The 19,123-nt window shown below is 65.6% G+C and carries 16 protein-coding genes; 2 read left to right on the top strand and 14 right to left on the bottom strand.

The features are described 5' to 3' along the window. Positions 1–146 precede the first annotated feature (146 nt). Positions 147–860, top strand: a complete 714-nt coding sequence (locus QFZ91_RS14275) for a PepSY-associated TM helix domain-containing protein (protein ID WP_429567598.1) — start codon at positions 147–149, stop codon at positions 858–860. A 51-nt stretch (positions 861–911) separates the two neighbouring features. On the opposite strand, the gene QFZ91_RS14270 is transcribed toward QFZ91_RS14275, so the two are convergent. The 11 genes from QFZ91_RS14270 to QFZ91_RS14220 all read right to left on the bottom strand — a co-directional run bounded on the left by QFZ91_RS14270 (position 912) and on the right by QFZ91_RS14220 (position 13,465). Then, complete coding sequence (locus QFZ91_RS14270; RefSeq protein WP_176367392.1) at positions 912–1,934, bottom strand: XdhC family protein; 1,023 nt, start codon at positions 1,932–1,934, stop codon at positions 912–914. Then, entirely contained in the window at positions 1,907–2,521 is a 615-nt protein-coding gene (locus QFZ91_RS14265; RefSeq protein ID WP_429567597.1) for a CoxG family protein, read from the bottom strand. Before QFZ91_RS14265 ends, QFZ91_RS14270 begins: the two co-directional genes overlap by 28 nt. Beyond that, the gene (locus QFZ91_RS14260; protein WP_429567596.1) at positions 2,512–3,777 is read right to left on the bottom strand and encodes a vWA domain-containing protein; all 1,266 of its coding nucleotides are present in this window, start codon (positions 3,775–3,777) and stop codon (positions 2,512–2,514) included. The genes QFZ91_RS14265 and QFZ91_RS14260 overlap by 10 nt, the downstream gene beginning before the upstream one ends. Before the next feature lie 11 nt (positions 3,778–3,788). Next, a complete protein-coding gene (locus QFZ91_RS14255) occupies positions 3,789–4,670 on the bottom strand; it encodes an AAA family ATPase (RefSeq protein ID WP_176109790.1) in 882 nt (293 codons plus the stop codon). Between the two features lie 168 nt (positions 4,671–4,838). Next, positions 4,839–5,636 carry an FAD binding domain-containing protein gene (locus QFZ91_RS14250; protein ID WP_429567595.1) on the bottom strand — a complete coding sequence of 266 codons (798 nt, stop codon included), beginning with the start codon at positions 5,634–5,636 and terminating at the stop codon, positions 4,839–4,841. Between the two features lie 28 nt (positions 5,637–5,664). After that, positions 5,665–8,046 (bottom strand): xanthine dehydrogenase family protein molybdopterin-binding subunit, encoded by a 2,382-nt coding sequence (locus tag QFZ91_RS14245; protein WP_429567594.1) that lies wholly within the window; start codon positions 8,044–8,046, stop codon positions 5,665–5,667. Between the two features lie 10 nt (positions 8,047–8,056). Continuing rightward, positions 8,057–8,578, bottom strand: coding sequence for a (2Fe-2S)-binding protein (locus tag QFZ91_RS14240; RefSeq protein ID WP_429567593.1), 522 nt, complete (start codon positions 8,576–8,578; stop codon positions 8,057–8,059). Between the two features lie 469 nt (positions 8,579–9,047). After that, complete coding sequence (locus tag QFZ91_RS14235; protein ID WP_429567592.1) at positions 9,048–10,439, bottom strand: amino acid permease; 1,392 nt, start codon at positions 10,437–10,439, stop codon at positions 9,048–9,050. Positions 10,440–10,741: 302 nt separating this feature from the next. Beyond that, entirely contained in the window at positions 10,742–11,398 is a 657-nt protein-coding gene (rqpR, locus tag QFZ91_RS14230; protein WP_429567591.1) for a response regulator transcription factor RqpR, read from the bottom strand. 10 nt (positions 11,399–11,408) lie between these two features. Further along, a complete protein-coding gene (locus QFZ91_RS14225) occupies positions 11,409–12,296 on the bottom strand; it encodes a sensor histidine kinase (RefSeq protein WP_429567590.1) in 888 nt (295 codons plus the stop codon). 398 nt (positions 12,297–12,694) lie between these two features. Beyond that, positions 12,695–13,465 (bottom strand): ferredoxin--NADP reductase, encoded by a 771-nt coding sequence (locus tag QFZ91_RS14220; RefSeq protein ID WP_018436901.1) that lies wholly within the window; start codon positions 13,463–13,465, stop codon positions 12,695–12,697. Between the two features lie 606 nt (positions 13,466–14,071). Between QFZ91_RS14220 and QFZ91_RS14215 the strand changes: the two genes are divergently transcribed. Then, positions 14,072–15,208, top strand: a complete 1,137-nt coding sequence (locus QFZ91_RS14215; RefSeq protein WP_429568644.1) for a hypothetical protein — start codon at positions 14,072–14,074, stop codon at positions 15,206–15,208. Between the two features lie 187 nt (positions 15,209–15,395). On the opposite strand, the gene QFZ91_RS14210 is transcribed toward QFZ91_RS14215, so the two are convergent. From QFZ91_RS14210 to QFZ91_RS14200, 3 genes are read right to left on the bottom strand one after another with little or no spacing between them, the layout of a single operon-like run. Further along, entirely contained in the window at positions 15,396–16,352 is a 957-nt protein-coding gene (locus QFZ91_RS14210) for an ABC transporter permease (protein ID WP_429567589.1), read from the bottom strand. 22 nt (positions 16,353–16,374) lie between these two features. Next, on the bottom strand, positions 16,375–17,355 hold the full coding sequence (locus tag QFZ91_RS14205; RefSeq protein ID WP_429568643.1) for an ABC transporter permease: 981 nt from the start codon (positions 17,353–17,355) through the stop codon (positions 16,375–16,377). Between the two features lie 49 nt (positions 17,356–17,404). Continuing rightward, positions 17,405–18,970, bottom strand: a complete 1,566-nt coding sequence (locus QFZ91_RS14200) for a sugar ABC transporter ATP-binding protein (RefSeq protein ID WP_429568642.1) — start codon at positions 18,968–18,970, stop codon at positions 17,405–17,407. Between the last annotated feature and the right edge of the window lie 153 nt (positions 18,971–19,123).

Genomic DNA, 19,123 nt, shown 5'->3' with positions numbered 1-19,123 from the left:
TCAATTGAAAGGCATCGAAAGCTTTTTGTCGCGAGTCTTCTCCTCTGTGACCGCCAGCCAGCCCTTCACGCGATCGCCCGGATCACAAGCCGGCCGATCCGCCTTCTCACTCGAATTCTTCTTACCGCTCTAGCCCGGAGTCCGTTTTGAACGCGCCTGAATCGATCGATCTGAAACCTACCGTCGCCGCGCCGGGCGTCCCCGCGCCGGGCGCCGCCGCGCAGCAGGCGCCGGGGCGGCAGCGTTCGCGTCGTGCGACCTTCATCAAGTGGCTGCGCAATGTGCATGGCTGGATCGGCTTGTGGGGCGCGGTGCTCGGGCTGATGTTCGGCGTGACCGGCTTTCTGCTCAATCATCGCGCCGGTCCGCTGAAAATTTCCACGGGCGCGCCGCAGGTCGAGGAAATGCAGATCGCGGTGCCTGAGAAACCGCTGCACTCGCCGGGGGAGATGGCGAAGTGGCTGCAACGCGAACTGAAGATCGACGGCAAGCCTGGACGCGCGAAGCGCGAGCCCGCCCATACGGTCGCGTGGGGCGATCACAGCACGATTCAGCCTGAGCAATGGCAGGTCGGCATCATGGGCCCGGGCCAGAGCGTGCAGGCCGAGTACTGGGTCGGCAATGGCTTCGTGACGGTGAAGCACACGCGGAACTCGTTTTTTGCGACGCTGAGCAATCTGCACAAGGGCGTCGGTCTCAGCGTCGGGTGGGTGCTGTTGATCGACACGATCGCGGGCAGCCTGATTCTGCTGTCGCTGACCGGCGTGCTGCTGTGGACCGAATTGAATAAACGCCGCGTGGTGGGCGTGGTACTGGTGAGCGGATCAGTGATCGCGGCGGTGCTTTGCGGCTTGATGTAAGCGCGGAAGGCACGCCCGGTGCCCTCCGTCTGGTTTGTTGAACGCGGCAGGCTACACTTTGCAAGCGGCGCCACCCGACGCCGCAATCTCCCGCGCAGCCTTCGCCCCTTCGACCTGCAATAGCGTCGGCAGCGACACGCCATTCTTGGCCGCCGTCACCTCCGCGAGAATCGACACGGCGATCTCAGGCGGCGTCCTGCTGCCGATATAAATGCCGACTGGCCCATGCAAACGGGCCAGTTCGGCTTCGTTCAAATCGAACTCCTTCAAACGCTCGCGTCTCGCGTGATTGTTCCGGCGCGAGCCGAGCGCGCCGACATAAAACGCCGGCGTTTTCAATGCTTCCATCAGCGCGAGATCGTCGAGCTTCGGATCGTGCGTGAGCGCGATCACCGCGCAGCGCTCGTCGAGCTTCATGTCGATCACGGTATCGTCCGGCATCGTGCGGACGATCTTCGTGCCCGGCACGTCCCATTCCTCGGTGTATTCCTCGCGCGGATCGCAGACCGTCACCTGATAATCGAGCCCCACCGCGATGTGGCATAGATAGCGCGACAACTGCCCGGCGCCGATCACGAGCATCCGGTAGCGCGGGCCGTGGATCGTCAGCAGACGCTCACCGTCGAAATGCACGCCGTCGGTCGCCTGCGCGTTGTCGAGCCGCACCGCGCCCGTCGCCATGTCGAGTTCACGCGCGACGAGCCGGCCGTTCTCCACCGCGTGACACAACTCGGCGATGCCGCTTTGCCGCGTCAACGGTTCGAGCACGAGCTGGATCGTGCCGCCGCACGGCAGCCCGAAGCGATGCGCTTCCTCGGCCGTGATCCCGTATTTCACCGCTTCCGGATGCGTCTGCTCGATGCCCTGTTGCCGTACGCGGTCGATCAGATCGTCCTCGATGCAGCCGCCCGACACCGAGCCCACCACGAGGCCGTCGTCGCGCACCGCGAGCATCGCGCCCTCGGGACGCGGCGACGAGCCCCACGTCTTCACGACCGTCACGAGGAGCGCGCGATGTCCGTCGTCCAGCCAGCGGGCGCTAGTCTTCAGAACTTCGAGATCCACGCTGTCCATGATTTCTTCCCCTTCTTTGCTTCGCCGCCGGACTCTTCGTCCGCGGCGTCGTTCGATTCCGCTTGCGCAGACGCGGACGCAGACGCAGCTTCGGCTTCGGTATCCACCGATGCGTCGCCATCCGCAGCTTCATCAGCGCTATTCTCACCCGAGAGCTGGGCACTCAAGCGCTTGAAAAATTCCCCGGCAATCTTGCGCGCCGCGCCGTCGACGAGCCGCGAGCCGATCTGCGCGAGCTTGCCGCCGACCTGCGCGTTGGCGGTGTAGGAGAGCTTCGTCGCGGCATCGCCGTCGGCTTCGAGCGTGACCTGCGTATTGCCCTTCGCGAAGCCGGCCGCTCCGCCCTGGCCTTCGAACACGATCGTGTAGGCGTTCGGCGCGTCGATGTCGGTCAGTTGCATGCGCCCCTTGAAGCGCGCCTTGACCGGGCCGACCGCCGCGCTCAGCGTGACCAGGTACGCGTTTTCGCCGTCCGGGTCGATGCTTTCGCAGCCGGGGATGCAGGCGCGCAGAATCTCCGTGTCGTTCAACGCGTCCCACGTTTGCTGCTGCGCGACCGGCAGCGTATGAGTTTCGCTCAATTCCATGACGTTGCTCCTGCGAGTGTCGTCGCGGCGACGGCGTGGCGAGGCGTGCGCGTCAATTGCGCGAGATCGCGGCCGAACGCTGCGAGACTGTCTAGATTATGAACCGGACGATGCGCGTCGACATACGGCAGGATCGCCTGCACGCCGCGCGCCTTCGGAGTGAAGCCGCTGAACCGCAGCAGCGGATTGAGCCACACGATGCGATGCGCGAAACGTGCGAGGCGCGCCATTTCGGTATCGAGCACGTCGATCGCTTCGTGATCGAGACCGTCGGTGACGAGCAGCACCGTTGCACGACCTGTGAGCACGCGGCGCGCCCAGCGCCGGTTGAATTCGGCGAGCGCCGCGCCGATGCGCGTGCCGCCCGACCAGTCGACCACCTGATCGCTGAGCGTCGCGATCGCGACGTCGGGATCGCGTTCGCGCAATGCGCGCGTCGCGTTCGTGAGCCGCGTGCCGAACAGAAACACCTGCAGACGTTCGCGCGACTGCAACAACGCGTGGCAGAAGTACAGCACCGCGCGCGAGTAGTTGCTCATCGAGCCGGAAATGTCGAGCAGCAGCACGAGCGGCGGCTTGCGCTCGACCCTCGCGCGATACTTCCACACGGTCCAGTCGCCACCGGCGCGCACCGCGTGCCGCGCGCTCGCGCGCAGGTCAGCGTGCGTGCCGTGCGATGCCGCCTTCAGGCGCCGCGTCGGTTCGGTGGCGAGCGGCAGCCGCTGGCCGCGGATCAGATGACGCAGCGTGCGCCATTCGTCGGCGCTCAGCGTGTCGAAATCGCGATGACGCAGCCGCTCTTCCGCGCTGAACGTCAACTGAGCATGCAACTCGTGCTGCTCGGTTTCTTGCGGCGCATTCAGATGCGGCGACGGCGGCATGCGTACCGCGAGCGCATCGGCGAGACGGTTGTTGCGCTTCGGCGGCGGCAGCCCGTCGCGCACTTTCGGCAGCAGCAGTGCGCGCAGCTTGCCCTCCCAGTCGGGGTCGCGCCAGAAAAGATCGAATGCGGCATTGAAGAGCTCGCGTTCGTCGGGCGCGGTGACGAGCAGCGCGGCAAGCGCGGCGCGCACGTCGTCGCGGCGGCCGAGATCGATCCACTGCAACGCGGCGAGCGCGTCGACGGCCTGTGCGGGCGACATCGGCAAACCGGCGCCGCGCAGCACGCGCACGAAATGAACGACGTTGCGCGCGAGCGTGGGCCCCGACTGCTGGTTCGCGCCGTCGCGTCTGCCTATGCCGATGTCGTTCGTCATGCCGACGACCCTCACCCGGCCAGACACTGCGCGATCTGCGCGGCATCCACGCGCGCGAGATCGTCCTGATACTTGAGCAGCACGCCGAGCGTGTTCTGTACCGATTGCGGATCGAGCTCCGTGACCGACAGCGCTTCGAGCGCGCGGCACCAGTCGATCGTTTCGGCGATGCCGGGCGCCTTGAACAGATCCATGCCGCGCAGCCGATGCACGAAGTCGACCGCGCGCCGCTGCAATTGCGCCGACGTTTGCGGCGCGCGCGCGGCGACGATCTCGAGTTCGCGCTCGCGATCCGGATAGCCGATCCATTGATACAGACAGCGGCGCTTCAACGCATCGTGCACTTCGCGCGTGCGGTTCGACGTCATGATGACGAGCGGCGGCTGTGCGGCGCGCACGGTGCCGTATTCGGGAATCGATACCTGGAAATCCGAAAGCAGTTCGAGCAGGAAGGCCTCGAACGGTTCGTCGGCGCGGTCGATTTCGTCGATCAGCAGCACGCGTCGCGCGCCGGGATGGTTTTCGTCGGGCATCAGTGCCTGTAGAAGCGGACGCTTCAGCAGGAATTCGCCGCGATACAGCGTGTCGTTGTCGGGGCGCTCGCCGCTCGCTTCGGCGAGCCGCAGCGCCATGATCTGGCGCGGGTAGTCCCACTCATAAAGCGCGCTCGCGGTGTCGAGTCCTTCATAGCATTGCAGCCGCAGCAGCGTGGTGCCGAGCATGCCGGCCGCCGCTTTCGCGAGCTCGGTCTTGCCGACACCCGGCTCGCCTTCGACGAACAGCGGCCGCTCCATGCGCAGCGCGAGATACAGCGCGGTCGCGAGTTCGCGGCTCGCGAAATAGCCTTGGGCGGCGAGTTGGGCGAGGGTGTCGTCGATCGAAGCCGGCTGCATGGTGGTCCTGAATGCGCGCGACAGGCCATGACAAGGCGTGGCGCGAGTGAAGAACGCAATGGGCGCGAGCTCGGCGTCGAACGCAGGCGCCTGCTCGCGAAAGGAACGAAGCCGGCTTGCGCGCGCCACGATGTTCGCGCGGCAAGCCGGGCCGCCTAGCGAGTATCGCTAGGCATTTGCCTTCGTGACCGCGCGCGCGGCGAGCAGCGGAATCAGATGCGCGCGATACGCGGCGCTCGCGTGCATGTCGTCGTTCAGCTCGTCGGGCGACACGCTGACCGCGCGTGCCGCCTCGGGCGTGAAGTTCGCCGACAGCGCGCTTTCGAGCTCGGGCACGCGAAATACCGACGACGCCGCACCCGTCACCGCAACCCGCACACCGCCTGCGGACTTCGCGACGAACACGCCGACCAGTGCGAAGTGCGAGGCCGGATTGCGGAATTTCTCGTACGCGGCGCGCTCGGGCACCGGAAACTCGACGGCGACGATCAACTCGTCGGGTTCGAGCGCGGTCTCGTACATGCCGACGAAGAAATCGCTCGAGGCGATGCGCCGCCGATCCGTGACGATCGTCGCGTCGAGCCCCATCGCGGCGGCCGGGTAGCACGCGGCCGGATCGTTGTTCGCGAGCGAGCCGCCGATCGTGCCGAGCGCGCGCACCTGGCGATCGCCGATATTCGAAGCCAGCTCCGCGAGCGCGGGCAACACGCGCCGCACGTCCGCATGCTCGGCGACGTCGGCATGACAAACGGCCGCGCCGATCGTCACCTTGTTGGCGTCGACGCCGATCGTCTTGAGCACGGGAATGCGCGTCACGTCGATCAGTTGCGACGGCTGGGCAAGACGCAGGCGCATCGTCGGCAGAAGGCTCTGGCCGCCGGCGAGAAACTTCGCTTCCGGGTCGGCGGTGAGGGCTGCGGCGGCCGCTTGCGGATCCGTCGCGCGTTGATACTCGAATGAATACATGTCGAATGCTCCGCTCAGGATCGTTGGGTCAGGCTTGCTTCGCCGCTTGAATCGCGGACCACACGCGATGCGGCGTGGCCGGCATCTGCAGATTGGTCACGCCAAGCGGCGCGAGCGCGTCGATGATCGCGTTGATCACGGCCGGCGGTGAGCCGATCGCGCCCGCTTCGCCGCAGCCTTTGACGCCGAGCGGGTTGTGCGTGCACGGCGTGCCCTTCGAGGTCTCGACCGTGAAGTCGGGCAGATCGGACGCATGCGGCATCGCGTAGTCCATGTACGAACCGGACAGCAGCTGGCCGCTGTCGTTGTCGTACACGCAGCGCTCGAGCATCGCCTGGCCGATGCCTTGCCCGAGCCCGCCATGCACCTGGCCTTCGACGATCATCGGATTGATCACGTTGCCGAAATCGTCGACGGCGGTGAACTTCTGGATGCGGCTCTCGCCGGTGTCCGGATCGACTTCGATCTCGCAGATGTACGCGCCCGACGGATACGTGAAGTTGGTCGGGTCATAGAATGCGCTTTCTTCGAGGCCGGGTTCGAGCACATCGAGCGGATAGTTGTGCGGCACGTAGGCTGCGAGTGAAATTTCCGCGAACGCCTTCGTGCGGTCGGTGCCCGCGACGCGAAACACGCCGTTCCTGAACTCGATGTCTTCCGCCGACGCTTCGAGCAGATGCGCGGCGATCTTCTTCGCCTTCGCTTCGATTTTGTCGAGCGCCTTCGAGATTGCCGAGCCGCCGACCGCGATCGAACGCGAGCCATACGTGCCCATGCCGAACGCGATGCGGCCGGTGTCGCCGTGCACGATCTCCACGCTTTCGAGCGGAATGCCGAGGCGGTCGGCGACCACTTGCGCGAAGGTCGTCTCATGGCCTTGGCCGTGGCTATGCGAACCCGTGAACACGGTGACCGAACCGGTCGGGTGCACGCGAATCTGGCCGACTTCGAACAGGCCCGCGCGCGCGCCTAGGGCGCCCGCGATGTTCGACGGCGCGAGACCGCATGCCTCGATGTAGCACGAGTAGCCGAGGCCGCGGCGCTTGCCGTTCTTTTCCGATTCCTGCCGGCGCGCGGCGAAGCCTTCGACGTCAGCGAGCGTCAGCGCGCGCGACAGAATCGCGTTGTAGTCGCCGGTGTCGTAGGTGAGGCCGACCGGGGTCGCGTACGGGAACTGCGTGATGAAGTTGCGGCGGCGAATTTCCGCGGGGTCGAGCTTCATCTCGCGCGCCGCGGCTTCGACCAGGCGCTCGACGACGAACGTCGCTTCCGGCCGGCCCGCGCCGCGATACGCATCGACGGGAACGGTGTTGGTGAAGACCGCCTTCACTTCCGCGTAGATCGCGGGCGTCGCGTATTGGCCGGCGAGCAGCGTCGCGTACAGGATCGTCGGCACGCTCGACGCGAACGTCGACAGATAGGCGCCCATGTTGGCGATCGTATGCACGCGCATCGCGAGGAACTTACCGTCGGCGTCCATCGCCAGCTCGGCCTTGGTCACGTGATCGCGGCCGTGCGCGTCGGAAAGGAACGCCTCGGAGCGCTCGGCCGTCCATTTGACCGGCCGGCCGATCTTCTTCGATGCCCATGTGAGCGCGACGTCTTCCGCATACAGGAAGATCTTCGAGCCGAAGCCGCCGCCGACGTCCGGCGCGATCACGCGCAGCTTCGATTCCGGCAGCGACAGCACGAACGCGGCCATCAGCAGCCGCTCGACGTGCGGATTCTGATTCGCCACATACAACGTGTAGCTATCGTCCTGCGCCGAATAGCTCGCGTTGACCGCGCGTGGTTCGATCGCGTTCGGCACGAGGCGGTTGTTGACGATGTCGAGCGTGGTCACGTGCGCGGCTTTCGCGAACGCGGCGTCGGTCGCGGCCTTGTCGCCGTGACCCCAGTTGTAGCAGACGTTGTCGGGCACTTCGTCGTGCACCGCCGCCTGACCCGGGTCGGCCGCATGCGCGGTATCGACGACGGCCGGCAGTTCTTCGTAATCGACCTCGATCAGTTCGGCCGCATCTTTCGCGGCCTTGATCGATTCGGCGATCACCAGCGCGACCTGGTCGCCCACATGCCGCGCTTTCGTATGCGCGATCACGGGATGCGGCGGCTCGTTCATCGGCTTGCCGTCGGTGCTATGGATCAGCCAGCCGCACGGCAGTCCGCCGACCTTCTCCGCCGCCAGGTCCGCGCCGGTGAAGATCGCGACCACGCCCGGCGACTGTTTGGCCGCGCTCGTGTCGATGCTGTTGATCTTCGCGTGCGCATGCGGCGAGCGCAGGAACACCGCGTAGGTTTGCTGCGGCAGCACGATGTCGTCGGTGTACTGGCCTTTGCCGGTCAGGAAGCGATAGTCTTCCTTACGTTCGACGGCGGCGCCGATCAGGCTCTGGGTATCGGGTGCGTTCATCGTCGGCTCCTCAGGCGGTTGCGCCGGCGGCATTCGCGCCGGCAGTTGCGCTCGATGCGGCGGACGCCTTCATACCCGCGGCGCCTTCGAGCACGGCCTTGACGATGTTGTGATAACCCGTACAGCGGCATAGATTGCCGTCGAGCTGTTCGCGCACTTCGTCGCCGGTCAGATCGGGTTGACGCTGCACCAGCGACACCGCGTTCATCACCATGCCCGGCGTGCAGAAGCCGCATTGCAAACCGTGGCAGTGCTTGAACGCGGCCTGCATCGGATGCAGCGCGCCGTTGTGCGCGAGCCCTTCGATGGTCGTGACTTCGGCGCCATCGGCTTGCGCGGCGAGGATGTTGCAGGACTTGATCGCGCGGCCGTTCAGATGCACGGTGCAGGCGCCGCATTGCGCGGTATCGCAGCCGACGTGGGTGCCGGTCAGACGGAGTTGATCGCGCAGGAACTGGACAAGCAGGGTGCCAGGGTCGACTGAGGCGCTCACGGGTGCGCCATTGACCGTCAGACTGATGCTGATCGCCATGAAGCTGTCTCCTATGTCGACCGCGGTTAGCGCTTTAGCGCTTACCGCGGTCCCATGCGGTTTAAACGCGATTGATCGGAGCGAGCGCTTCGGCGTATCGATCCCCGCCTCCACGCTGACCACGATCCCATGCAAGATAGTTGCTGTGGGTGAGACCGGACCTGTGATTGTTGTTGCCCCTGCTTTTGCTTCGACTGCGAGTGACTGCGGTTCGCGAGGTCCGATGAGGGTGCTGCGGGTTTTACAAGTCTGCCGAAAAGTAAAGCACAAATCGCGCGGACGCGCTATGAGGGGAAGTGTGTCGGCGCGCGCGAGCGCACCAACAGAAGACGGGGCCACGGAACGGGACGCCGCAAAGACGAGCGCCCCGTCTGCAGGGCATGACGGGGCGCTTCGATAAATCAGCGGAAAGCGAGGCCGCGCTCGCGAGCATTCAGCTCATTGGCGCGGCCTCGTTGAAAACGGCGCCTTACTTTGCCAGTTTCGAATGACGGCGCGAGTAGCCGAAATAAACGACCATGCCGATCGCGAGCCAGATGAGGAACGCGCCCCACGTGATGCCTTGAAGATTCAGCATCAGGAACAGGCACGATGCGACCGCGAGCACCGGCACGACCGGCACGCCCGGGCAACGGAACGCGCGCGGCAGCTCGGGGTGGGTCTTGCGCAGCACGAGCACCGCGATCGACACCATCGAGAATGCCGCGAGCGTGCCGATATTGATCAGTTCAGCCAACACATTGAGCGGCACCAGCGCGCCGATCAGGCCGAAGAAGATACCGACGAGCCACGTCGTGAAGAACGGCGTCGCGAAGCGCGGATGCACTTTCGACAGCTTCGCGGGCAGCAGGCCGTCGCGCGACATCGCGAAGATCACGCGCGTCTGACCGTAGGCCATCACGAGAATCACGGTCAGCATGCCGAGCACGGCGCCGAGGTCGATGAAGCCCGCGACCCAGTTTTGCCCCGCGAGTTGCAGCGCGTATGACACCGGGTGCGAAATGCCCATGAACTTCTCGGACGGCACGATGCCGGTGACGACCGCGGCCACGGCCACATACAACACCGCGCACACGCCCAGCGACGCGATGATGCCGATCGGCAGATCCCGCTTCGGATTCTTCACCTCTTCCGCCGCCGACGACACCGAGTCGAAGCCGATGAACGCGAAGAACATCACCGCGGCCGCGCCGAACACGCCGCTCCAGCCGTGCGGCATGAACGGGTGCCAGTTGGCCGGCGTAACGTGAAACACGCCGACGCCGATCACGAGCAGCACGACCACGACCTTGATCGCCACCATGATGTTGTTGATCCGCGCGGATTCGCGCACACCGACCGACAGCAGCGTGGTGATCGCCATCATCACTAGGAAGGCGGGCAGGTCGAACAGCGTTTGGTGTCCGGGGACGGCGCCGGGGGCCGCGGTCAGCGCCATCGGCAGCGACACGCCGAAGCCCGACAGCAGCGACTGCAGATAGCCTGACCAGCCGACCGACACCGCCGAGGTCGCGAGCCCATATTCGAGCATCAGGTCCCAGCCGATGATCCATGCGGCCAGCTCGCCGAGCGTCGCGTACGAGTACGTGTAGATCGAACCGGCGACCGGAATTGTCGACGCGAATTCCGCATACGCGAGGGCGGCAAAGCCGCAGGCGATCGCCGCGACCACGAACGAGATCATCAGCGCGGGGCCGGCCTGCAAGGCGCCCGTGCCGGTGAGCACGAAGATGCCGGTGCCGATGATGGCGCCGACGCCGAGGAAAGTCAGGTCGAGCGCGCCGAGCGCCTTTTTCAGGCCGGCGGTCTGAGCGCTTGCCGCAAGCATGTGCTCGACGCTCTTTTTGCGAAACAGGGACATTGGCGTGGGTCTCCAGTGGTGCACGCGTGTTGCGCGCCGAATGTCGGGAAAACCCGCAATTCTAGCGGATGCGTGCCACCGGGCCGGTTCAAAACGGCGCTTCGTGGACGAGGGCGATGGGCGGAAACTCCCGCCAGGAGGGGCGGCGGGGTGGTCTTGCGGTGCCGCACGCGGGGCGGCAGTAAGCTTTTACTGAATTGGCGATCGATGGGGACGGAATTTCTTCGTTTGCGCGGCCGCCACGATCGGCTCGGGCCGACTGCGGCACAACGCCGCAGTCATGGGCTATGGCGTCTGCTGGCCTAGCCGGCCATCGCTGGATTCAGATCGACGAGGCGGTTGCTCATCACATAGAACGTGAGCTCGGCGTTGTTGCGCAGCTTCATCTTGTCGAGCAGCCGCGTGCGGTACACGCTGACCGTCTTCACCGACAGCGACAGTGTGGCCGCAATATCGGTGAGCCGTTTGCCCGACGCGAGCATGCACAGCGTCTGGTACTCGCGATCGGACAGCTTTTCGTGCGGCAACTGCTCGCCGTCGAACGACACGTAGTCGGCGAGTGCCTCGGCCATCTCGGGGCTCACGTACTTGCGGCCCGCGGCGACTTGCCGGATCGCGCCGATCATCTGCGCGGCGTCGACCGTCTTCGACAGATAGCCGGACGCGCCGGCCTTGAGCGCGCGCACCGCGTACTGGTCCTCGCGGTACATCGAGAACATCAGCACCGCGACGCGTGGCGCCTTGCGCTTCAGGCGCTTGAGCACCTCGACGCCATTCATGTCGGGCAGCGAGATGTCGAGCAGCACGACGTCGAAGCTGTGATGGACGACCGAGTCGAGCGCTTCGGAGCCGCTTTGCGCCTCGGCGACCTCGCGCGCGACGCCGCGATCGAGCAGCAGCTGGCGAACGCCCTGGCGGACCACCGCGTGATCTTCGACGATCAGGATGCGCAGGCTCATGGTCGCGTGCTCACGATTGCAGCGCGCGCCGGGCGGCGCGCGGGGCGGGGGTGGTGGCCAGCACCGCGTGCCACGCGAAGCGGGCCTGGATCAAGGTGCCGCGCGGGGCGACGGCGCCGTTGCTGCCAGTGCCGCTATCCTCGCTGCAACCGACGCTTGCGCGCCTCGCGCCGACCCGCAACGTGCCGTCGAATGCGGCGCAGCGCGCCTGCATGCCGGCGAGGCCGAAATGGCCGGCTGGCTGTTTCTGGCCACCGCGTTCGCGCGCGCCGCGCGGCAGGCCGATGCCGTCGTCGCTGACGATGAGCCTCAGATGACGCGCACCGGTTTCGATGCGCACGTCGGCGCAGCTCGCGCGTGCGTGCTTCGCGACGTTGTTCAGCGCTTCCTGCGCGACGCGGAACACGGCGAGTGCCGCATCGGCGGGCAGGCGCGCGAGACGCGCGTCGTCGGCGCAGGTGACGGTGGTGCGCAAGCCGGTGCGAGAGGAGAAGTCGCGCACCCAGCACTTCAGCGCGCCGGCGAGGCCAGTCTCGAACGACGGCGCGTGCAGTTGCGCGATGGCCTCGCGGTTCGCCGCGTGCACGGCGTCGAGCGAACGGTTCGCGACCGCGAGCGCGGCCGCGCATTGCGGCGGCGCGTCGGCGGGCAGCCAGGTTTCGATGCCGGCGAGCGCGAAGCGCGTCGCGGTCAGCTCGGCGCCGACGCCGTCGTGCAACTCGCGCGCGACGTGGCGGCGTACGCTTTCCTGCGCATCGACCAGTTCGGCCGACAGCTCGCGCACCCGCGCGCGCAGCCGCTCGATCTCGCGCGCGGCGTGCGACGGCATGTCGAAGCCATCACGCTGCGCGGCCGAGGCCAGCGCAGCGTTGAACGGCACGGCAGTCGGCGTATCCATGAATTTCCCTCTCAGGAAGCGGAGTGGACAGCGAAGCGCGCGCGCAGACGCGATCAGCGCCTGCGAATCACGCGGTTTCGCGTCGGACGAAACACGATGGCCCAACGTAACGAAATTTACATTCAGTAACAACTCGGGTTGACGATGTTCAGTGCATGAATTCGTCTGATCTCGCGGCGCGATGATATCCCAAAAAGATTAAAAAAGCAGTCGCGCCAAGGCTTAGCGCATGGTTTGTAGAAATTACTTGATGTTTGTCATCCGCCCGCCGTGTCAGAGGAATTCTGACAGCGAAGGTGACGTAACAGCGTCCAATTTGTAACGGAGCAACAAAAAAGGAGCCCAGAGGCTCCTTTTTTGGAATTTGCGGTGCGTGAGCCGCGAGAGGGAACGACGGTTTAGCCGACGAAGGCCTTTTCGACCACGTAATGACCCGGCTCGTTGTTGCTGCCTTCCTTGAAACCGGCATCTTCGAGCAGCTTGCGCGTGTCGCGCAGCATGTGCGGGCTGCCGCACAGCATGACGCGGTCGTTTTCGAGCGAGAAACCCGGCACGCCGAGGTCGGCGAACAGCTTTTCGGTTTCGATCAGCTCGGTGATGCGGCCGCGGTTCTGGAACGCTTCGCGCGTGACGGTCGGGTAGTACAGCAGCTTTTCCTGCACGAGCTCGCCGAGGTGTTCATGCGCCGGCAGGTGCTCGGTGATGTATTCCTTGTACGCGAGTTCGTCGACGAAACGGCAGGTGTGCGTGAGCACCACGCGTTCGTAGCGGTCGTAAATGTCCGGATCTTTGATGATCGACATGAACGGCGCGAGGCCCGTGCCGGTAGACAGCAGCCACAGCGTCTTGCCCGGCAGCAGGTTATCGGCCACCAGCGTGCCGACCGGCTTCTTGCCAATCAGCACTTCGTCGCCGACCTTCAGATGCTGCAGACGCGAGGTGAGCGGACCGTCCTGCACCTTGATGCTGAGGAATTCGAGATGTTCTTCGTAGTTCGCACTCGCGAGGCTGTAGGCGCGCAGCAGCGGCTTGCCGTCGACCTGCAGGCCGACCATCGTGAACTGGCCGTTTTCGAAGCGGAACGACGGATCGCGCGTGCAGGTGAAGCTGAAAAGCGTATCGGTCCAGTGATGGACGCTCAGGACGGTTTGTGAATTCAGGTTGCTCATGGCTTCTTGGATAGTGCGAAAACAAAGGCGGCCAGTCGTCTGAGCCGGCCGGCACGGCAAGGGCGATGCTGCGCTGATCCGGAGTCGGGACTCCCGCGCAATCCAGCATTTTACCGTGCCCGCCGGGGCGGGGCCGCGGCGCGGCGGGCGAGCGTGGTAAAGCGGGTTGCCAAAACCGGGAAGCGGCGGCGCCGGCTTGCTGGCGCCGCGAAGTACGTTGGCGTGAGAGCGGCCGTGCTTCAGCGGGGTACGGCGATTCGGCGAACGCCGCGCAGGGCGGCTGCCATTGGCTGTCCGGCAGGCGTGAAAGCGACGCGCCGCGTGGGCAACAATTTCAAGATGATACCGAAACGCGGCGTGCGCTGCAGCATTGACCCTGCTAATAAGGCCGGCAAATGGGGCGGAACCGTCCCGACGCCATCGGGATCGCCTCGGGTTCGACTATCGGTTGCCCGGCGCGATTTTTTGGGGAATACGCCTGACCTCACCTCGTTTACGCAGGACGCGAGTCGCGCGAAGCCAGGCAGTGCGGTGGCTGCGCGACTCGTCCTGGCGGCCGCGACCGCCCCTGCGAGTAGGAGGTGTCAAATGGAAACTTCTCGTGCGATGTCTGCATTCGGTTCATACCCGGACTTCACCGGATTGGCGATATGGGCACGCGCATCGCGCCGCTTACGTCGTGCGGTGTGTCATGCCGGTCTGCTGGTTTTATCGTTGGGGGCGGTCGGGGCCGAGGCGCAGGAGGTGATTTTGCCGCCGCAGTCCGTGACCTCGTCGACAGTTCCGGCCAACGGCGATGTCAATCCGTATGGCATGGCGTTCGTGCCGTTCGGCGTGCCGTCCTGGAGCACGCTCAAACCCGGCGATGTGGTGGTGTCGAATTTCAATGCGCAGTCGAACCTGCAGGGAACCGGTACGACGATCGTCAAGCTCGTGCCCAATAGCAATCCGGTGACCTTCTTCCAGGGAAACAATCTCGGTCTCACGACGGCGCTCGCGGTGCTCAGAAGTGGCTTCGTGCTGGTGGGCAATGTGCCGACTACGGATGGCAAGAACGTCGTCCCTCCGGGCTCGCTGCTCGTCATCAATCCGCAAGGCGGGCTCGTCACGGAACTGAAAGATAAGAAGCTGCTGGACGGGCCTTGGGATCTCACCGTGATCGACGGGGGGCAATTCGTCAGGGTCTTCGTCTCGGATGTGCTGAACGGAAAGGTCGCGCGGATCGATCTTGCGATCGGGCAGAACGGCGTTCAGATGCTGCCTAGCTCGACCATCATTGCATCAGGCTATCTGCACCGCACCGATCCGGCGGCACTGGTGGTCGGCCCGACCGGACTGGCATACGATCCGACGCATGACGTGCTGTACGTCGCCTCGACAGGTGACAACGCGGTGTTCGCCATCTATGGCGCCGCGGGCGCGAATCACGATGGCGGCGTCGGCCGGATGATTTACCAGGACAACAATCACCTGCACGGTCCGCTTGCGTTGGCACTCGCACCCAACGGGCATCTCGTCACCGCAAACGGCGACGCGGTCAACCCCGACCCGAATCAGCCCAGCGAAATCGTCGAGTTCACCGTCGACGGACAATTCGTCGCCCAATTGCAGGTCGATCCTGCGCCGGGCTCGGCGTTCGGCCTCGCCTTCGGCCTCGATAGCAACCGCCACCTGCAGTTCACGGCGGTGGACGACGCCACCAATACCGCAACGGTCTGGACGTTGCGCACGAATAATCAATAAGGAAACCGAGGACGACGATCGGGGACGTCCTGACGCGTCGGGGACACGTCACGGTCACACGGTTTCACGGCGGGTCTATCGGTACGCAGATATGGATCGGGGGCGGCGATTGTAGCGGCAAGCCTCAGTCAAATAAGGAAAATCTGTCCGATGGTATTGTTGACGCCAACTCGCGGGTGCCGCTTGCTCAGGCCGCCGCCGCCCGCTTTTTTCCTCGCTGTTTCAGCACCCGCGCCTGCAGCACGATCACGAGTAGCAGGAACACGCCGCGAATCACCGATTGCCAGTACGCGGACAGACTGATGAAGCCGAGTCCGTTCTCGAAGTTCAGCAGATTGAATACGAGCCCGAGCAGCAGCACGCCGGCGATCGTCATCGCGACGGAACCTTCGCCGCCGGTCAGCAGCGTGCCACCGAGCACGACCGCCGAGATCGCGAACAGCTCCCAGCCGACGCCTTCGTTCGGTTGCCCCGCGCCGAACTGCGCGGCGAGGATCACGCCCGCCATGCCGGCGAGCAGCCCGCTGACCGCATAGGCCATCACCAGCGTGCGGTCCACGTTAAGCCCCATCAGCCGCGCGGCCTCCTCGCTGCCGCCGATCGCGAGCGAGTGCCGCCCGAAGCGCGTGCTGCGCAGCGCGAGCCAGCCGGCCACCGCGGCGACCAGCGCGACGAGTCCCGGGATCGGCAGTCCGAGCAGGTCGCCCTGACCGAAGTTGCCGAAGTTCGAATCGGCCGCGATCGAGACCGCATCGTTCTTGCCCAGCAACAGCGCGACGCCGTGCGCGCCGAGGCTCGTCGCCAGCGTGACGATGAACGGCAGGATCTTGAGCCGCGTGATGATGATGCCGTTCAGCACGCCGACCGCGAGCCCGGCCGCGCAGCCCGCCAGCACCGCGACCCAGCCTCCGTAGACGCTCGTCAGCGCGGCGACCACGCTGGCGAGCGCCGCGACCGTGCCGACCGACAGATCGATGCCGCCCGTGATGATCACGAAGGCCATGCCGATCGAGATCAGCGCGAACATCGAGTTGTAGCGCCAGAACGACGTGATGTTGTACGCCGAGCCGAAGTGGTCATAGCGCACGAGCCCAAAGACGACGAGCGCCGCGAGCGCGAGCAGGATGGGAAGATTCTTTTTCATCGCATCGAATCCGGAAAGGTTGTCAGCGCGGGCGCCGCTGCACGTAAACCGCCGCGACGATGATGCCGGCCTTCACGACGAGCGCGGCCGCATCGGGAATGCCGTGAGCGAGCAGCGTATAGCGCAGCAACTGGATGATCAGCGCGCCGATCAGCGTGCCGCCTATATACGCCTTGCCGCCCGTCAGCGCGGTGCCGCCGACCGCGACCGCCGCGATCGCATCGAGTTCGACACCGAGCCCCACGACGTTCGCGTCCGACGAGGAATTCACCGAAATCGAGATCAGCCCCGCGAGGCCCGCGAGCGCCGCGCACAGCGTGTACGCGATCATCTTGACGGCAGCGGTCGGCACGCCGCACAGATACGCGGCTTTCTCGTTGCCGCCGGTGATCAGCAGATACTGGCCGAACAGCGTCTTGCGCACGACCCACACGAATACGCCGACCAGCGCGAGCATCAGCAGCACCTGGAACGGCACGCCCGCGACCTTGCCGAGCGCGATCCACTGAAAGGCTGGCGTGTTGAACGCTTGCAGACTGCCGTCGGTGACGACCTGCGCGATGCCACGTCCGGCGATGAACAGCACGAGCGTCGCGACGATCGGCTGCACCGATAATCGTGTGACGAGCAGTCCGTTGAACACACCGCACAGGGCGGCCGCCAACACCGGCAGCACGAACGCGAGCGCGATGCCGAGCGGTCCCGCGATGTTGAGGAACAGCATCGGCGCGAGCGCGCCCGAAATCGCCATCGACGCGCCCACCGACAGATCGATGCCGCCCGTCGCCACGACCAGCGTCATGCCGATGCCGACGACCACGATGGTCACGACCTGCGTCATGTTTACGTTGAAGGTCTGCAGCGACCAGAAGTGCGGCGTGAAGATCAGGTTGAACAGCACCATCGCGAGCAGCACGATCACTTCGCGCTGCATCGCGAGATGGCGCCACTTCTGCACGGTGCTCGCGGACCGGGCGGGCGGCGTGTCGGTCGATTGCATCATGGTTGCATCTGCGCCCGGCGCCTCGCCGCGCAGCGGATTGGAATGGAGCTTAAGCGCCATGACGGTCGCCCTCCAGCGCGTCTTCGATGTGTGCCGCTCGCGCGGCTTGCGCGAGCGCGGATTGGCCCTCGCTGCCGTAGGCGATCGCATCCATGATCGCGGTCTCGCTCATCTCGGCTCCGTTCAGTTCGGCGACGGTGCGGCCGTCGCGGATCACGACCGCGCGATCGGCGACCGCGGTCAGCTCTTCGAGCTCGGACGCGGACAGCAGCACCGCGAGCCCCGCGTCGCGCAACTCGCGCACGATCTTCGCGACATCGGCTTTCGCGCCGACGTCGATGCCGCGCGTCGGCTCGTCGAGCAGCAGCAGCGCGGGTTCAGCCGCGAGCCAGCGCGCGAGCAGCACTTTCTGCTGATTGCCGCCCGACAGCTCGCGGATCGGCTGATCGGCCGAGCGCAGCTTGATGCCGAGCGAAGCGATGAAGCGATCGACGATCACCTGCTGCTTCTTCACGTCGACGATGCCGTTTTTCGCAAGCGTGCGCAGGCAGACGAGCGTCAGGTTGTCGCGCACCGACAGTTCGGGGACGATGCCTTCGCCCTTGCGGTCTTCGGTCAGGTACGCGAGGCCGCGAGCGATCGCGTCCTGCGGAGATTTCAGCGCAACCGTCTCGCCGCCGATCGCGAGCGAGCCTTGCGCCAGCGGGTCGGCGCCGAACATCAGCCGCATCGTTTCGGTGCGGCCCGAGCCGAGCAGGCCGGCCAGACCCACCGCCTCGCCCGCGTGCACGTCGAGCGACACGCCGTTGACCTTCGGCGGCGCGCCAAGCTGTGTCGCGCCGATCACCTGCTTGCCGCGCTTCGCGAGATTCGCTTCGCGCGCCGCCGTGTCGTCTTGCACGACCGCGGCGAGGGAGCGGCCGAGCATCGTCGTGACGAGCTGCAGCTTGTCCATCTCGGCCATCGTGCTTTGCGCGACCGTCTGGCCATCGCGCATCACGGTCACGCGATCGCACAGCGCGTAAAGCTCGTCCAGCCGGTGCGACACGAAGATCACCGCGCGGGCGTCGTCCCGCAGCTTGCGCACGACGGTGAACAGCAGTTCGACCTCGCGCTCGTCGAGCGACGACGTCGACTCGTCCATGATCACCATCTTCGCGTCCGACGACACCGCGCGCGCAAGCGCCACCATCTGCTGGATCGCGGTCGAGTAACGGCCGACCGGCTTCTTCACGTCGATCTGCAAACCGAACGAATCGAGCAGCGCCGCCGCGCGCTGCTGCACCGTGCGCCAGTCGATCAGACCAAAGCGGCGCGGCTCGCGGCCCAGAAAGATGTTTTCCGCGACCGAGCGGAACGGTACCAGGTTGATCTCCTGGTAGATCGTGCTGATGCCCGCTTCGCGCGCCTGCTTCGGCGTGCGGAAATCGACCTCGCGGCCTTCGAAGCGCACGCTGCCCGAGCCGCGCCGATAGGCGCCGGTCAGGATCTTGATCAGCGTCGATTTGCCGGCGCCATTCTGGCCGATTAGTGCGTGCACTTCGCCGGCTGTCACGCTCAGATTCGCGCCGCGCAACGCGGGCACGCCGCCGAAGCTGATGCCGATGTCCTGCATCTCGAGCAGCGGCGAACGGGAAAGGGGGGAGTGTGGCGTCTCTTTGCCAGATTCCGTCACGGGAGTTCTCCTGATGCGGATGCTGCCGATATTGCCGGATGCGCTGTTGCTGGCGACGCGGTCGGGCCGCCCCAGCGCGTGCGGCCCATCTTA

Source organism: Paraburkholderia sp. JPY419, assembly GCF_050435705.1.
Lineage (GTDB): Bacteria > Pseudomonadota > Gammaproteobacteria > Burkholderiales > Burkholderiaceae > Paraburkholderia > Paraburkholderia youngii.
Note: the sequence above shows the minus strand (reverse complement) of the source record. Positions and strands in the feature narration are given on the sequence as shown.

What these genes read in the sequence shown, in the direction of transcription:
- QFZ91_RS14225 (WP_429567590.1), bottom strand. Translation starts at nt 12,296, where the DNA reads ATGGATACGCCGACTGCCGTGCCGTTCAACGCTGCGCTGGCCTCGGCC.
- QFZ91_RS14235 (WP_429567592.1), bottom strand. Translation starts at nt 10,439, where the DNA reads ATGTCCCTGTTTCGCAAAAAGAGCGTCGAGCACATGCTTGCGGCAAGC.
- QFZ91_RS14260 (WP_429567596.1), bottom strand. Translation starts at nt 3,777, where the DNA reads ATGACGAACGACATCGGCATAGGCAGACGCGACGGCGCGAACCAGCAG.
- rqpR (WP_429567591.1), bottom strand. Translation starts at nt 11,398, where the DNA reads ATGAGCCTGCGCATCCTGATCGTCGAAGATCACGCGGTGGTCCGCCAG.
- QFZ91_RS14240 (WP_429567593.1), bottom strand. Translation starts at nt 8,578, where the DNA reads ATGGCGATCAGCATCAGTCTGACGGTCAATGGCGCACCCGTGAGCGCC.
- QFZ91_RS14265 (WP_429567597.1), bottom strand. Translation starts at nt 2,521, where the DNA reads ATGGAATTGAGCGAAACTCATACGCTGCCGGTCGCGCAGCAGCAAACG.
- QFZ91_RS14210 (WP_429567589.1), bottom strand. Translation starts at nt 16,352, where the DNA reads ATGAAAAAGAATCTTCCCATCCTGCTCGCGCTCGCGGCGCTCGTCGTC.
- QFZ91_RS14215 (WP_429568644.1), top strand. Translation starts at nt 14,072, where the DNA reads ATGTCTGCATTCGGTTCATACCCGGACTTCACCGGATTGGCGATATGG.
- QFZ91_RS14245 (WP_429567594.1), bottom strand. Translation starts at nt 8,046, where the DNA reads ATGAACGCACCCGATACCCAGAGCCTGATCGGCGCCGCCGTCGAACGT.
- QFZ91_RS14270 (WP_176367392.1), bottom strand. Translation starts at nt 1,934, where the DNA reads ATGGACAGCGTGGATCTCGAAGTTCTGAAGACTAGCGCCCGCTGGCTG.
- QFZ91_RS14220 (WP_018436901.1), bottom strand. Translation starts at nt 13,465, where the DNA reads ATGAGCAACCTGAATTCACAAACCGTCCTGAGCGTCCATCACTGGACC.
- QFZ91_RS14205 (WP_429568643.1), bottom strand. Translation starts at nt 17,355, where the DNA reads ATGATGCAATCGACCGACACGCCGCCCGCCCGGTCCGCGAGCACCGTG.
- QFZ91_RS14255 (WP_176109790.1), bottom strand. Translation starts at nt 4,670, where the DNA reads ATGCAGCCGGCTTCGATCGACGACACCCTCGCCCAACTCGCCGCCCAA.
- QFZ91_RS14250 (WP_429567595.1), bottom strand. Translation starts at nt 5,636, where the DNA reads ATGTATTCATTCGAGTATCAACGCGCGACGGATCCGCAAGCGGCCGCC.
- QFZ91_RS14200 (WP_429568642.1), bottom strand. Translation starts at nt 18,970, where the DNA reads ATGCAGGACATCGGCATCAGCTTCGGCGGCGTGCCCGCGTTGCGCGGC.